The sequence below is a fragment of the Rhodanobacter sp. B2A1Ga4 genome (assembly GCF_018101315.1).
Lineage (GTDB): Bacteria > Pseudomonadota > Gammaproteobacteria > Xanthomonadales > Rhodanobacteraceae > Rhodanobacter > Rhodanobacter thiooxydans_A.
In genome coordinates, this window is sequence record NZ_JADBJR010000001.1 from 1056371 (window position 1) to 1069519 (window position 13149).

Annotated in this window: 14 protein-coding genes; 6 read left to right on the top strand and 8 right to left on the bottom strand. The window is 68.8% G+C overall.

Features of this window, described 5'->3' with window-relative positions:
- Positions 1 to 56 precede the first annotated feature (56 nt).
- Both IMW82_RS04895 and IMW82_RS04900 read right to left on the bottom strand, forming a co-directional pair.
- Positions 57 to 2060, bottom strand: a complete 2004-nt coding sequence (locus IMW82_RS04895) for an oligopeptide transporter, OPT family (protein ID WP_108472604.1) — start codon at positions 2058 to 2060, stop codon at positions 57 to 59.
- A gap of 161 nt (positions 2061 to 2221) precedes the next feature.
- Positions 2222 to 3109, bottom strand: coding sequence for a pseudouridine synthase (locus tag IMW82_RS04900; protein ID WP_108472603.1), 888 nt, complete (start codon positions 3107 to 3109; stop codon positions 2222 to 2224).
- A 105-nt stretch (positions 3110 to 3214) separates the two neighbouring features.
- Between IMW82_RS04900 and IMW82_RS04905 the strand changes: the two genes are divergently transcribed.
- From IMW82_RS04905 to IMW82_RS04915, 3 genes are all read left to right on the top strand, one after another.
- A complete protein-coding gene (locus IMW82_RS04905) occupies positions 3215 to 3772 on the top strand; it encodes a YaeQ family protein (RefSeq protein WP_108472602.1) in 558 nt (185 codons plus the stop codon).
- 6 nt (positions 3773 to 3778) lie between these two features.
- The gene (locus IMW82_RS04910) at positions 3779 to 4384 is read left to right on the top strand and encodes a cation transporter (RefSeq protein WP_108472601.1); all 606 of its coding nucleotides are present in this window, start codon (positions 3779 to 3781) and stop codon (positions 4382 to 4384) included.
- An 87-nt stretch (positions 4385 to 4471) separates the two neighbouring features.
- A complete protein-coding gene (locus IMW82_RS04915; RefSeq protein ID WP_108472600.1) occupies positions 4472 to 4906 on the top strand; it encodes an FKBP-type peptidyl-prolyl cis-trans isomerase in 435 nt (144 codons plus the stop codon).
- Between the two features lie 105 nt (positions 4907 to 5011).
- Here the strand turns inward: IMW82_RS04915 and IMW82_RS04920 are convergent, their stop codons facing one another.
- Positions 5012 to 5869, bottom strand: a complete 858-nt coding sequence (locus IMW82_RS04920) for a PA4780 family RIO1-like protein kinase (protein ID WP_108472599.1) — start codon at positions 5867 to 5869, stop codon at positions 5012 to 5014.
- Between the two features lie 33 nt (positions 5870 to 5902).
- Positions 5903 to 6922: an LLM class flavin-dependent oxidoreductase gene (locus IMW82_RS04925; RefSeq protein WP_108472598.1), complete on the bottom strand. Its 1020-nt coding sequence runs from the start codon at positions 6920 to 6922 to the stop codon at positions 5903 to 5905.
- Between the two features lie 103 nt (positions 6923 to 7025).
- Between IMW82_RS04925 and IMW82_RS04930 the strand changes: the two genes are divergently transcribed.
- Together IMW82_RS04930 and IMW82_RS04935 are read left to right on the top strand one after the other, a co-directional pair.
- Positions 7026 to 7748, top strand: coding sequence for an rRNA pseudouridine synthase (locus tag IMW82_RS04930; RefSeq protein WP_108472597.1), 723 nt, complete (start codon positions 7026 to 7028; stop codon positions 7746 to 7748).
- Between the two features lie 485 nt (positions 7749 to 8233).
- The gene (locus IMW82_RS04935; protein ID WP_234411372.1) at positions 8234 to 9142 is read left to right on the top strand and encodes an HDOD domain-containing protein; all 909 of its coding nucleotides are present in this window, start codon (positions 8234 to 8236) and stop codon (positions 9140 to 9142) included.
- Between the two features lie 24 nt (positions 9143 to 9166).
- Here the strand turns inward: IMW82_RS04935 and IMW82_RS04940 are convergent, their stop codons facing one another.
- The 4 genes from IMW82_RS04940 to IMW82_RS04955 form a co-directional block, all read right to left on the bottom strand.
- Positions 9167 to 9880: an ion channel gene (locus IMW82_RS04940; RefSeq protein ID WP_108472594.1), complete on the bottom strand. Its 714-nt coding sequence runs from the start codon at positions 9878 to 9880 to the stop codon at positions 9167 to 9169.
- A 57-nt stretch (positions 9881 to 9937) separates the two neighbouring features.
- Positions 9938 to 10411: a GNAT family N-acetyltransferase gene (locus IMW82_RS04945; protein WP_108472593.1), complete on the bottom strand. Its 474-nt coding sequence runs from the start codon at positions 10409 to 10411 to the stop codon at positions 9938 to 9940.
- Between the two features lie 27 nt (positions 10412 to 10438).
- The gene (locus IMW82_RS04950) at positions 10439 to 10621 is read right to left on the bottom strand and encodes an oxidoreductase-like domain-containing protein (RefSeq protein WP_108472592.1); all 183 of its coding nucleotides are present in this window, start codon (positions 10619 to 10621) and stop codon (positions 10439 to 10441) included.
- Between the two features lie 99 nt (positions 10622 to 10720).
- Positions 10721 to 11497: a class I SAM-dependent methyltransferase gene (locus tag IMW82_RS04955; protein WP_108472591.1), complete on the bottom strand. Its 777-nt coding sequence runs from the start codon at positions 11495 to 11497 to the stop codon at positions 10721 to 10723.
- A gap of 230 nt (positions 11498 to 11727) precedes the next feature.
- Here IMW82_RS04955 and IMW82_RS04960 point away from each other — a divergent pair, with 230 nt between their 5' ends.
- Positions 11728 to 13149 carry a hypothetical protein gene (locus IMW82_RS04960; RefSeq protein WP_108472590.1) on the top strand — a complete coding sequence of 474 codons (1422 nt, stop codon included), beginning with the start codon at positions 11728 to 11730 and terminating at the stop codon, positions 13147 to 13149.

A 13149-nucleotide genomic window follows, 5' to 3' on the forward strand; every position in this document is an offset into this window, starting at 1 on the left:
GCCCCCGCCGTGGTGCGATGGTGCGCCACGGCGGGGGCAAATTTCCGTCAAATCACTCAAACGGTCGCTGGCGTGCGCCCCAGCCGGGCCACCCAGCGGTACAGCGCGACGTTGACCGCGACGAAGGCGATGCCGCCGATCCAGATCGCGGCAGTAGCGAAGCCGCCACCGACCAGCGCCAGCGGTGCACTCTTGCCGGAGAACACCACGATCGCCGCGATGACAACGCCGATGATGCTCTCGCCCACGATCATGCCGGAGGCCAGCAGCACACCCAGTTGCTTGGTCGACTCGGGCTTCGGACCGCGCTCGGCGCGCCTGTCGAAATACCAGCCGACGACGGCGCCGACCACGATCATCAGCGTGGTCGAGGTGGGCAGGTAGATGCCCAGGCCCACCGCCAGCGGCGGCAGCGCAGCCGACTTGGTGGTGCGGCCAAGGACGGCATCCAGCACGATCAGCGCCACGCCGATCGCGCCGCCCAGGATGATCAGGCTCCAGTCGATATTGCCCTGGATCACGCCCTGCGCCAGCGCCGAGATCAGCCCCGCCTGCGGCGCGGCCAGTGCACGCGCCGGGTCGACCCCGGGCATGCCGGCAAAACCGTAGGCCTCGTTCAGCAGGTCCAGCACCGGCGGGATCACCGCCGCGCCGACCAGCACGCCGACCACCAGCGCCACCTGCTGTTTCCACGGCGTGGCGTCGACCAGCTGGCCGGTCTTCAGGTCCTGCAGGTTGTTGTTGGCGATGGTCGCCACCGCGAATACCACCGAGGTGGCGAACAGCGCGAACGCCACCAGCCCCTTGCCGGCGTCGCCGGCCAGCTCCGACTTCACGCCGGCCACCAGCAGCAGCAACGCGGCGATGATCACCACCAGGATGCCCACGCCCGACAACGGGCTGTTGGACGAGCCGATCAGGCCGGCCATGTAGCCGCACACTGCGGAGACCAGGAAGCCCATGATCACCACGAAAGCCAGGCCGCCGATCACCAGCAGCCACAGGTCCGAACCCAGCCCGGTGGTGATGCTGAAGTCGCCCAGCAGCCAGCCGATCGGCAGCAGGCAGAGCAGGCTGATCAGGCCGACGATACCGATCGGCATGTCGTGCTCGGTACGCGGCAGCGCATCGCCCTGCCCTGCCTTGCGCGCCCGCGACGAGGCCATCGCCGAGGAAAGTCCGCTGATCACCGGCTTGACCAGCTTGGCCAGCGTCCAGATCGCCGCCACGCCGATCGTACCGGCGCCGAGGAAACGCACCTTGGTGCTCCATGCCGCCTGCGCCACGTCGGCCGCCGCACCGGTCGCTGCCGCCAGCATCGTGTAGTGCGGTACCGCCCAGCCCCAGGCGATCAACGCGCCCAGCAGCATCGCCAGACCCACCCACAGGCCGACCAGGTGGCCCACCGCCAGCAAGGCGAACGACAGGCTGAAATCGTAGCCGCTGGCACCGCCGCGGTCGCCGATGTGGAAATACTGTGCCACGTCGCTGGCGAACACCTTGGTCGCCACCACGATCGCGAACAGCGCCGAAACGATGGTGCCGGCGGCGACCGCCAGCAGTCCGGACTTGCTGCTTTCCTCCGACGCCGCGGCGGCGTCATCGCCGCCGCCGACCTTCAGCACCTCGGCGCAGGCCACGCCTTCCGGATACGGCAGGTCGGAATCGGTCACCAGCGCACGGCGCAGCGGGATCGTGTACATCACGCCGAGGATGCCGCCGGTGGCGCAGATGCCGAACGTCACCCAGAACGGAAAGCCGGTCCACCAGCCGACCATCACCAGGCCGGGCAACACGAAGATGATCGCCGACAGCGTGCCGGCCGACGAGGCGACCGTCTGCACGATGTTGTTCTCCTGCATCGTGGAGTTCTTGAACCCGCGCAGGATCGCCATCGAGATCACCGCCGCCGGGATCGAGGTGGCGAAGGTCAGGCCGGCCTTGAGGCCGAAGAACACGTTCGCCGCGGTGAACACCAGGGTGATCACGATGCCGATGATCAGGCCGCGTACGGTCAATTCGGTGCGCGGTGTCGCGCTGGACAAAGGTTTTTCACTCACGAATGGCTCTCCCCCGGATGGATGCTGCGGTGGAAGATAGCGTGGAATGGCCATGTTTGGTTACCCGGCCGCATGAAAAGAACCGGCGGGCCATGCCCTCGCGCCCGCGTGCGATCACCGCTTCGCAGAGCGGACGCTGCCCGCCACGCGTTGCCGCGGGATCACAGCGCCAGCAGGCTCTCGAAGTGCCGTGGCTGCCCGGACAGCGGATCGACGAACCCCAGTCCCTGCGCCAGCAATTTCAGCGGGCGCAGGTAGTCATCGGCGGCCGGTTCGGCCAGCACCGGATACAGGGTGTCGCCGATGATCGGCGCGCCCAGTGCCGCCATGTGCAGGCGCAGCTGATGCTTCTTTCCCGTCACCGGGAACAGCGCATAGCGCCAGACTTCGCCGCCGTGCTCAAGCACCTCGATCCGCGTCTCGCTGTTCGGCTCGCCCTCCACTTCACGCATGCGGAAGAACGGATCGCCGGCGACGATGCGCGAGCAGCGTCGCAGCGGAAACGCCATTCCGGGCAACGCCGGCGCCAGTGCCTCGTAGCGCTTGTCGATCCGGCGCTCGCGGAACAGCGCCTGGTAGGTCGCGCGGCTGGCCGGGTTCGCCGAGAACAGCACCAGCCCGGCGGTGGCACGATCGATCCGGTGCAGCGGCACCAGGTGCGGGTTGTCGAGCCGGCGGATCAATCGCCGCAACAAGGTCTGCTCGACGAAGCCGCCGGCCGGGGTCACCGGCAGGAAGTGCGGCTTGTCGGCCACCACCAGGTGCGCGTCCGCATGCAGCACGGTTTCGACGAACGGAATCGGCCGCTCGTCCGCCACCTCGCGGTAATAATGGATACGCATGCCCGGGCGATACGGCGTCTGCGGCGTGATCGCGACGCCCTGCCCGTCCAGCACACGCCCGCGCGCGATGCGGTCCAGCCATTGCGCGCGATCGATCGCGCCGAACTGCGCGCACAATCCGTCGAGCACGGTGGCCCAGGCACCTGGCGGCAGGTGCACGGTGCTGGCGCGCGGATCGCGGCTGAACGCTGCAGTGGCTCGGTTCATGACGCGGCCAGTGTACGGCGTCCGGCCAAGCCGCCGCCCTTCGGTCGGAGCAGCCGCGCGGCACGTGCGCGTAGAATGGCCGGCTTGTTGTCTGAAGGCGGGTCCATGGCACTCAACTCCACCATCTACAAGGTCGAACTGCAGGTCAGCGACATGGACCGGCATTACTACGCCACCCATGCGCTGACCCTGGCGCGGCATCCGTCCGAGACCGAGGAGCGGCTGATGGTGCGCCTGCTCGCGTTCGCGCTTTATGCCGACGAGCGACTGGAGTTCGGCAAGGGCATCAGCGACGAGGACGAACCGGCGCTGTGGCGCAAGGCGTACACCGACGAGATCGAGCTGTGGATCGAAGTCGGCCAGCCCGACGAGACGCGCATCCGCAAGGCCTGCGGCCGCTCGCGCCAGGTGGTGGTGATCAGCTACGGCGGCAACACCGCGGAGATCTGGTGGAACAAGACCGGCGCCGCGCTCAGCCGCAACAGGAACCTCACCGTGCTCGACATCCCTGCCCGCACCGTGACCGAACTGGTTGCACTGCTGCAGCGTGGCATGCGCCTGCAGGCGCTGGTGCAGGACGGCCAGCTGCAGCTGATGAACGACGCCGACGCGGTCGCCGTCGATCCGCTGCGGCGCATGGCGCCCACCGAAACCGTGGGCTGAACGATCATGCCGGCGAACGCCACGGATAAATCGCTGCGCCGCGTCGTGGCCATCGTGGCGCTGCTCAACCTGAGCTACTTCGGCATCGAGTTTGCGGTGGCGCTGGCGATCGGCTCGGTCTCGCTGTTTGCCGACAGCGTCGACTTCCTGGAAGACGCCTCGGTCAACCTGCTCATCCTGATCGCACTCGGCTGGAGCCTGAAGGCCAGGGCGCGCATGGGCATGGGGCTGGCCGCCATCCTGCTGGTGCCCGCACTTGCCACGCTCTGGGCGCTGTGGAGCAAGTTCCAGTTGCCCGCCCCGCCAGCACCGCTGCCGCTGACGGCCACCGGCCTTGGCGCGATGCTCATCAACTTCAGCTGCGCCATGCTGCTGGTGCGGTTCCGCCACCACAGCGGCAGCCTGACCCGCGCTGCCTTCCTGTCGGCACGCAACGACGTGTTCGCGAACATCGCCATCATCATCGCCGGCGCCGCCACCGCGGTGACGCATGCCGCATGGCCCGACATGGTCGTCGGCGCCGGCATCATGCTGATGAACGCCGATGCGGCGCGCGAGGTCTGGCAGACCGCACGCAGCGAACATCGCGAGGCGGCCGTCCCACGCGCGTGAACCCTCGCCGGCTCATGGCGCGGGACGCCGCGGCCGGTTTACCGGATAATCGCCGATTCGGCTACATCACTCCCACGGAGTCATCTCATGCGCTGGTTGCTGCCCCTGCTCACCGTGTTCGCCCTCGCCGCCTGCAGCACGCCTCCGCCGGCGCACGCCAGCGGACAGGTGGAGAAGCTCACCGTGATCGACCAGAAGGTCGGCACCGGCGCCGAGGCGAAAGCCGGCATGGACGTGCTGGTGCACTATACCGGCTGGCTGTACGACGAAAACGCGAAGGACAAGCACGGCGCCAAGTTTGACAGCTCGCTCGATCATGGCGCGCCGTTCAACTTCACGCTGGGCGCGGGCCGGGTGATCGACGGCTGGGACCAGGGCGTGGCCGGCATGCGCGTGGGCGGCAAGCGCACGCTGCTGATCCCCGCCGCGCTCGGCTACGGCGCCCGCGGCGCCGGCGCCGACATCCCGCCGAACGCCTCGCTGGTGTTCGACGTGGAACTGGTCGACGTCAGCACGCATTGAGCCACTTCCCGTACCGCGTGCAGGAGCCCGCTCGCGGGCTCCTGCACGGGCCGGGGGTATGCAAGTTGGGGGAGCGCAGCGAACTCCGACCTGCCCCGGAATCGCTCAGTCTTCCTGTGCCGCTGCCTCGCGCCCCTGCTGGCGGATGATCGCTTCCTCGCGTGCGTCGATGATCGACTGCATCACGCTGTCCACGTCGACGATGCTTTCGTCGAACTCGAAACGGCCGCTGAGCTCGCTGTCCGGGTGCAGTTCGCCCAGTTCGTACAGCGCCCACATCTCCTCGCCGTAGTGGGTGTCCAGCAGCTCCGGCGCGAAGCGCGACAGGCTGATCGTGATGTTGCCCACGTCGCGACGCAGCATGGTGCGCGCATTGTTGTTGCCCGAGGCGCTGACCGCCTGCGGCAAGTCGATGATCACCGGACCGTGCGGCCCGACCAGCACGTTGTATTCGGACAGGTCGCCGTGGATCAGCCCCACGCACAGCATGCGTGCGACCTGCTGCATCAGGAACCGGTGATACTCGCGCGCGGTGTCGGCCGACAGCTCCACCTCGCCCAGCCGCGGTGCCGAATGGCCGTCCGCATCGGTGACCAGCTCCATCACCAGCACGCCGCTGAAGTAGCCGTAGGGTTTCGGCACGCGCACGCCAGCGGCGGTGAGCTGGTACAGCGCGTCGACCTCGGCATTCTTCCACGCCGCCTCGGCCTCCTTGCGGCCGAACTTGGTGGCCTTGCCCATCGCCCGTGCCTGCCGGCTGCCGCGCACCTTGCGGCCCTCCTGGTACTGCACGCGCGCCTGGAAACTGCGCTGCGCCATGTCCTTGTAGACCTTGGCGCAGCGGACGTCCTCGCCCGAACGCACGACGTAGACGGATGCTTCCTTGCCGCTTTTCAGCGGCCGCAGCACCTGATCGATCACGCCTTCGTCGATCAGGTCCTGCAGGCCCTTGGGGGTTTTCATGCGTGGGGGGCTTCGCTCATGGGGAACACGCCATTATCCCCGATCGGCGACCGGTTCGCGGCCGGCGCCAAGCCGATCGCGCGCGGCTGCCGCGAGCTCGAACGAATACCGCCGCGCGGCGTGCTCGAACACGTTGGCGGTGAGCAGCAGCTCGTCCGGCCGGTGCCTGGCGATGAACGCCTCGATGCCATCCTTCACCGTGCCGGCGTCGCCGACCACCGCGCAGGCCAGCGCGCGCTCCACCATCAGCTTCTCCGGCGGCGCCCAGTACGACTCGATATCGTCGATCGGCGGCGGGATCAGCCCCGGCCGGCCGCGGCGCAGGTTGATGAAACTCTGCTGCTGGGTGGTGAACAGGCGCCGCGCCTCGGCATCGCTGTCGGCCGCGACCACGTTCAGGCCCAGCATCGCGTACGGCTGCTGCAGCCGCGCCGACGGGCGGAAGTCGCGCCGGTACAGCGCCAGCGCCTCGTCCATCGCGTCCGGCGCGAAATGCGAGGCGAACGCGAACGGCAGGCCGAGTTGCGCCGACAGCTTCGCGCTGAACAGGCTGGAGCCGAGCAGCCACACCGGCACCTCGACACCGGCGCCCGGTACGGCGCGCACTGGCCGGCCGGGCCGGGCCGGCTCGAAATAGCCGAGCAGCTCCAGCACGTCCTGCGGGAAGGCATCGGCGCTGTCGAAGTAGCGGCGCAACGCCTTCGCGGTGGGCTGGTCCGTGCCGGGCGCGCGGCCCAGGCCCAGGTCGATGCGCCCCGGATACAGCGAGGCCAGCGTGCCGAACGCCTCGGCCACCTGCAGCGGCGCGTGGTTCGGCAGCATGATGCCGCCAGCGCCGACGCGGATGGTCGAGGTGCCGCCGGCCACGTGGCCGATCAGCACCGCCGTCGCCGCGCTGGCGATGCCGGGCATGTTGTGATGCTCGGCCAGCCAGTAGCGACGGTAGCCCAGCCGCTCGGCGAGCCGGGCCAGGTCCAGCGTGTTGCGGAACGCCTGGCTGGCGTCACTGCCTTCGGTGACCGGCGCCAGGTCGAGGATGGAAAACGGGATCATGTCGGGCTCTCGCCAAGTGGATGGCCACGATGTGGGGGCTGCCGCGCGGATTGCCACCGGTGCCTGCGCCTACAATGGCCCACCCTTGTCCCATGGCATCCCGATGAGCGAACCCGTCCGCCTCGCCAAACGCGTCGTCGCGCTGACCCGGTGCTCGCGGCGCGAGGCCGAGCAGTACATCGAGGGCGGCTGGGTGCGGGTGGATGGCGTCGTGGTGGAGGAACCGCAGTTCATGGTCGACACGCAGCACGTCGAACTCGACCCGCAGGCCGAACTGGCACCCGCTGAACCGGCCACCCTGATCCTGCACAAGCCGCCTGGCTACGACGCCGGCAACGGCCCGAACCCGGCCAGCGCACTGGTCACTCCGCAGACACGCTGGCCCGACGACAATTCCGGCGTGCGCCCACTAAGACGCCACCTGCAGCGGCTCACCACGCCGTTGGCGCTGCCGACCCAGGCCAGCGGCCTGCTGGTCTTCACCCAGGACTGGCGCGTCACCCGCAAGCTCGGCGAGGACATCGAGCGGATCGAGCAGGAGTACGTGGTCGAGGTCAGCGGTGCATTGATCCCGAACGGACTGGCCCTGCTCAACCACGGCATGCACTTCAACCACTACGCGATGCCGCCGATCAAGGTCAGCTGGCAGAGTGAGCAACGCCTGCGCTTCGCGTTCAAGGTATTGCAGCCGAGTCGGATCGAGCCGATGTGCAACGCGGTCGGCCTGAAGGTGCTGGCGATGAAATGCCTGCGCGTGGGCCGCATCCCGCTGGCGAAACTGCCGCCGGGGCAATGGCGCTACCTCGCTCCGCACGAACGCATCTGACCCGGGGCCGCCGGCTGCCTTGTGCCTTGGCCGGCGGAACCGCTTAGACTTGCCTGTGCGTCACCGCCATCCAACCACACCACGGAGAACAGCATGAGCAAGGGTATGGACTCGAAGAAGAACGAGAAGAAAAAGCCGGCCAAGACCATGAAGGAAAAGAAGGCCGCCAAGCAGGAAAAGAAGAAGAACAAGTAGGCCCGGACCCTCGCGCGCCGCGGCGCGACAGCCACCCCGGGGCACGGCGGCCCGCTCCGCGATGCGCTGGCCGGCCGCCTCGCCCGCCCTGGCTAAACTTTCCCCGCCTGCTGCCGATAGCCTGAGGCGGGCTGCCCGGGAGTCGGCACGCGGGGATGAGGGCACGGAACATGGGGAATATGTGGCGGCGCTTTTTTCGTGGCCGACAGCCAGCGCCAGCGCACCGCACGCGGCCAACCGCCGTGACGACCACGCACGCACCCCCGATCACGCCAGCCGTTCGATCGGCCGTGCCGCTGGCGGAAATCGAGGATCGTTTCCAGCGCTTCGTACTCGACCTTCCCGACAGCGATGCGAGCGCGCCCAGCACATCCGAGCTGGCCACGCTCAGGCGGCTGGAACTGCTCGGCGCCCGCTTCGACATGCACAGCCTGCCGCGCCTGCCGACGGTGTTGCCGCAACTGCTGCGCGCCCTGAGGAACGACAAGGCCGGCGGCGGCGAACTGGCCAAGCTGATCGGCCGCGATCCCCTGATGGTCGGCGAAATCATGCGCGTCACCGGCAGCGTGCATTACCGCGCCGCGCAGCCGATCACCAGCCTGCAGCAGGCGGTGGTGCTGCTGGGCCAGGACGGCCTGCGCCGGGTACTCACCCAGCACGTGATGAAGCCCATCCTGCAGGCCCATGCCGGCGCGTTCGGCCATGCCGCCGGCGAACGCCTGTGGCATCACGCCGAGCGTTGTGCGCATGCCTGCGCCTGGCTCGGCAGGAACAGCGGCTGCGACGCCTTCGAAGCCTATCTGGCGGGAATCGTCTGCCACGCCGGTGACAGCGCCGTGGTCCGCCTGCTGGGCAAAATGAAACCCGCCGGCGAGAAAGCCGAGCCGCCCTCGCCCGGCTTTCTCGCCGGTTGCGCCGGGCTCGCCGCGCGGCTTTCGCTGCAGCTTGCGCAGCACTGGGAACTGCCCCCGCGCGTGATCGACGCGTTGACAGAACGCCAGGCCCCGGCGACGCCGGCAGCCTCGCCGCTGGGCAACGCCCTGTCGGTGGCCGACCTGCTGGCGATGGCCCAGTTGCTGGCCGAGCACGAACGACTCGACGACGACCCGGATCTCAGCCAGGGCTGGCCCGCGGTCTTTGCGCCGAACCTGGTGGCGCGTTGCCGGCAGGACCTGCAGCGCAACTTTCCCGCGACGTGAGCAACCCGCGGCCACGCCGCCCCGTCACTCGCCCCGACGCAGCAGGGTCAGCCCGATCAGACGCGACACCACCAGCGCGACGTACATCACCCCCGCGAACATCTCCAGGCTGGCCACCGCGCGGGCGTGCACGGTGATCGGGATGACATCGCCGATACCGGTGCTGGACAGCAGCGCGAAGCTGAGGAACAGCAGCTCGGTCCAGCTGCGCGCCTCATGCGGGTTGACCGCGGCGGAGAAGCAGCCCGGCTGCAGCGTCTGGCACAGCACGAATACATAGGTAAACGCCCACACCAGCAAGGTGAATGTGGCGCCCGCCGCAAACAGTTCGTCGGTGGTGGCGCGGCGGTCCGCCAGCATGTAGCTGATCAGGCACCCGGCCGCGTAGAAATAGAACGTGGCCTCCAGCGCGGCCCACCACGGCCGCAGCGGCGGCAGGTTCATGGTCAGGTCGAGCACGTTGAGCAGCACCGCCGGCAGTGCGATGCAGGCGCTGATCCAGGCGCGCCCGCGCGTACGCCGCACCATCGAGATCGCCAGCCCCAGCACCAGCACGCCGAACGCGCCGAACAACGCCCGCGCCGGGCGCGTGTGCTCGATGAACGGATACAGCAGCAGGCCGCCCAGCTGCACCAGCAGCAGGATTGCCGAAGGGTGCCGGATGATCCGCACCAGCCAGCGCAGGTGGGCAAAGCGGATCAGTGCTCCCGTCGCCGTCGTTTCATCGCTGCCGTGCATGCCTTCATCCTCCCGCCGATCGCTGCCGTGCGTGGGCCCCCCTGGCCCGCTGCCGGCTCATTCTGACAGTTCCAGGTGCATCGGCTGGGTGACCAAGCCGGTGTCGCTGACCAGCAGCGGCCCGCTGGGCACGAAACCGAAGTGCAGGTACACCGGCACCGCCATGGCCGAGGCTTTCAGCGTGAAACGCCGCGTGCCGGCGCGACGTACCGCGTCGCGCATCGTGCGCTGCCACAGCCGGCGCGCGATGCCGCGCCCGTGCATGCGGGTGCTGACGAAGAACTGGAACAGATGCGAGTCGTCGCGCATCGCCGCCACACCGACCAGGCGCCCGTCGTCCTGCCACGCCAGGTGGAAGCGCTGGCCGGCCAGGATCTTGCTCCGGATCATCCCGGCACCCATGCCACGCAGCAGCGGCCCGGCCGCGCTGGCCGGCTGCCACGGCAGGATCCAGCGCCGCGTCACCCGGCGCGCCAGCGCACCGATCGCGAGCGCATCCTGCGGACGGGCGAGACGATAGTGGATGGTCATGGCTGCTCCCACAAAAAAACAGCCGGCTCAGGGCTGGCGCGCACGCCACGCCGCCAATGCCAGCTCGTAGCGTTCAAGCGCCTCTTCGTGGACGTCGTGGACACAGCGCACGCAACCCTCGCCGCAGCAATCGGCGGCGTCCGGCTCGCGCGGGCGTTGCGGCGGCGGGTCCGGATCGGGGGTTGGCGGGGTGGGACTGGCGGGATTCACGGCGTTCCGGTCGGCATCGGGTTCCGGGCGGCGAACCTGCCCGGAACCCGATGGTGCCGCCGATCGCCGCCGCGACTCAAGCGGCCGCGGCGGGGCGGTTCAATTCGCCGGCTTGCGGAAGCGGTAGATGAACTGGTCGGTATGGCCGCGTATCGACTTGTCGAACACCTTGATGTCGAGCGGGTCGGCCGGGTTGCGCAGCGCGTCGCTCTCGCCGTCGAACACGAAGCCGGCCGCCTCCACTTCCTGCTTCACCACCGCCGGATCGATGCGATGCAGGGTGTCGGTGTCGGCGAGGCCGGAGCCGGCCGGGGCCGCGTGGTCGATCACCACGAACAGGCCGCCCGGCTTGAGCGCGTCGTAGACCCGCTTGTCGAAGCCGGTCATGTCCACCGGGCCCATGAACGGGTCGTGGTAGTCGTGGTAGTTCTGCGCGGTGAACACCAGGTCGACCGGTTCCGGCGCGCTCAGCAGCGCCGCCGGTTGCTGCAACAGGGTGACGTTGGCGTAATGCGGCGTGGCGGCCAGCTTCTGCCACTGCGCAAGGCTCTTGCTGGCGTACTTCGCCATCTCGCCCGGCCACACCGTGTAGACGTGTCCCTGCGGGCCGACGATGGCGCTGAACACGCGCGTCCAGTAGCCGCTGCCCGGCACCAGCTCCAGCACCTTCTGGCCCGGCTTCACCTCGGCGAAAGCCATCACCTGGGCCACCTTGCGGCGGGCGTCGTCGGCGCGGTCGGTCTGGCGGGCGGGGTCAGCGAGCGCTTTCTGCACCGCGGCGGAGACCGCCGCTTCGTGCGGTTTCGCCGCCTGCTGGGCCAGGGCCACGGCAGGAAAGGCGACGGCAAGCAACACAGCAAGGACAGTGGGACGCATGGTCGTACTCCTCAGTGGGCAAGGGTTCGCCGATTGTGCTCCCGAATCGCGGCAATGGCCCCGTGCCGCTTGGCACGGGGCACCACCCCGGTTCATGCTCCATGCTCGACCGCGACCATGCCCACCCGGGCCGGTCATCCGCACACGTCCCGGCGTGCTGCCACGCGACAGCCTGCGCGTGCCCGCAACACAGGCAGACGACCTCCCGAACACCGTATCAGGAGAACCCGATGCCAAGCCGTACCTCCTTCCCCATGCTCGGCCTTGCGCTTGGACTGCTGCTGCCCGCGCTGCCGGGCCATGCGCAGTCGGCCGCGCAATGGCAGGCGGAACAGGTCGCCGCGTCGCAAAAATCCGAGCAGATCATGCACGAGGCCGACAAGTACAAGAGCCTGCTGGCCCAGTACCAGGTGATGCGCTATCCCTACGCCACCAACCCGGACCCCGCCTTCCACATCATCTTCGGTCAGTACCTGAGCTGGTACCAGAGCTTCATCGGCGACTATCCGGACGCCGCCGCCAGCTTCTCGATCAGGCAGCCGGCGCTGCCGGACGACCGCCCTTCGCCGCTGGGCAACCCCGGCTACCGCGCCAGGCCCGCGCTGGAAGCGATTCCCGAGCTGGCCAGGAACTACCGTGCGGTGTTCCTCAACGAAGCGCACAACATACCGCTCACCCGCACGCTGACCGTACAGTTGCTGGGCAAGCTGCGCGCGGAGGGCTTCAACTATTTCGCCGCCGAGACGCTTTACCAGACCGACAGCGGGCTGCAGGCGCGCGGCTACCCGGTCGCCGGCAGCGGCTTCTATACCGAGGAGCCGATCTACGCCGAGATGGTGCGCACCGCCCTGAAACTCGGCTTCAAGGTGGTCGCCTACGAGGCGCTCTCCGCGGCCACCGGCGACGCCCGCGAAGCCGAGCAGGCGCGCAACCTCTACCGCGAGGTGTTCAAGAATGACCCGCAGGCGCGGCTGGTGATCAACGCCGGCTACGCGCACATCCAGGAATCGGGCGTCTATCTGGGCGGCTCCTCGATGGCCGAGCACCTGCACAAGCTCAGCGGCATCGACCCGCTCACGGTCGAGCAGACCATGCTGTACCCGCATCCGTCAGCCAACGACGACCACCCCGACTACGCCCCGGTGATGAAGCAACTGCGGCCCGGGGCACCGATCGTGTTCGTGAACAAGCAAGGCCAGCCGTGGTCGCTGCGCCCGGGCTACGACGTCAGCGTGTTCTTCCCGCCCGAACGGCTCAAGCGCGGCCGCCCCGGCTGGCTCGATCTCGGTGGCATGCGCAAGCCGTACCTGGTCGGCGGCGAACGCTGCGACCACACCTATCCGTGCATGGTCGAGGCGCGTTATGCCGACGAGGGCAGCGACGCGATTCCCGCCGACCGCCTGGTGCTCGACCCGCTGCCGTTGAACGCCGTCACCAGCGACCGCATCAGCAACGGGCTGATCGAACCCCACAGCCTGCTCTACCTGCGTCCCGGCAAGTACCGGCTGACCTACACCGATGCGGATGCGCACCAGCTGTTCGCCCGCGACGTCACCATCCGGGACGGCGATGCCGCCCCGCCGTCCGATCTCGTCGATCCACCTCCGCCGGCGCCGCCGGCAGAATCCGCCTCCACCACCCAGGGGAAATGA

Bases quoted from the DNA above. Each gene is read 5' to 3' on its own strand.
- IMW82_RS04900 (WP_108472603.1), bottom strand. From the start codon at position 3,109: ATGAACCGAGCCACTGCAGCGTTCAGCCGCGATCCGCGCGCCAGCACC.
- IMW82_RS04905 (WP_108472602.1), top strand. From the start codon at position 3,215: ATGGCACTCAACTCCACCATCTACAAGGTCGAACTGCAGGTCAGCGAC.
- IMW82_RS04910 (WP_108472601.1), top strand. From the start codon at position 3,779: ATGCCGGCGAACGCCACGGATAAATCGCTGCGCCGCGTCGTGGCCATC.
- IMW82_RS04915 (WP_108472600.1), top strand. From the start codon at position 4,472: ATGCGCTGGTTGCTGCCCCTGCTCACCGTGTTCGCCCTCGCCGCCTGC.
- IMW82_RS04920 (WP_108472599.1), bottom strand. From the start codon at position 5,869: ATGAAAACCCCCAAGGGCCTGCAGGACCTGATCGACGAAGGCGTGATC.
- IMW82_RS04925 (WP_108472598.1), bottom strand. From the start codon at position 6,922: ATGATCCCGTTTTCCATCCTCGACCTGGCGCCGGTCACCGAAGGCAGT.
- IMW82_RS04930 (WP_108472597.1), top strand. From the start codon at position 7,026: ATGAGCGAACCCGTCCGCCTCGCCAAACGCGTCGTCGCGCTGACCCGG.
- IMW82_RS04940 (WP_108472594.1), bottom strand. From the start codon at position 9,880: ATGCACGGCAGCGATGAAACGACGGCGACGGGAGCACTGATCCGCTTT.
- IMW82_RS04945 (WP_108472593.1), bottom strand. From the start codon at position 10,411: ATGACCATCCACTATCGTCTCGCCCGTCCGCAGGATGCGCTCGCGATC.
- IMW82_RS04955 (WP_108472591.1), bottom strand. From the start codon at position 11,497: ATGCGTCCCACTGTCCTTGCTGTGTTGCTTGCCGTCGCCTTTCCTGCC.
- IMW82_RS04960 (WP_108472590.1), top strand. From the start codon at position 11,728: ATGCCAAGCCGTACCTCCTTCCCCATGCTCGGCCTTGCGCTTGGACTG.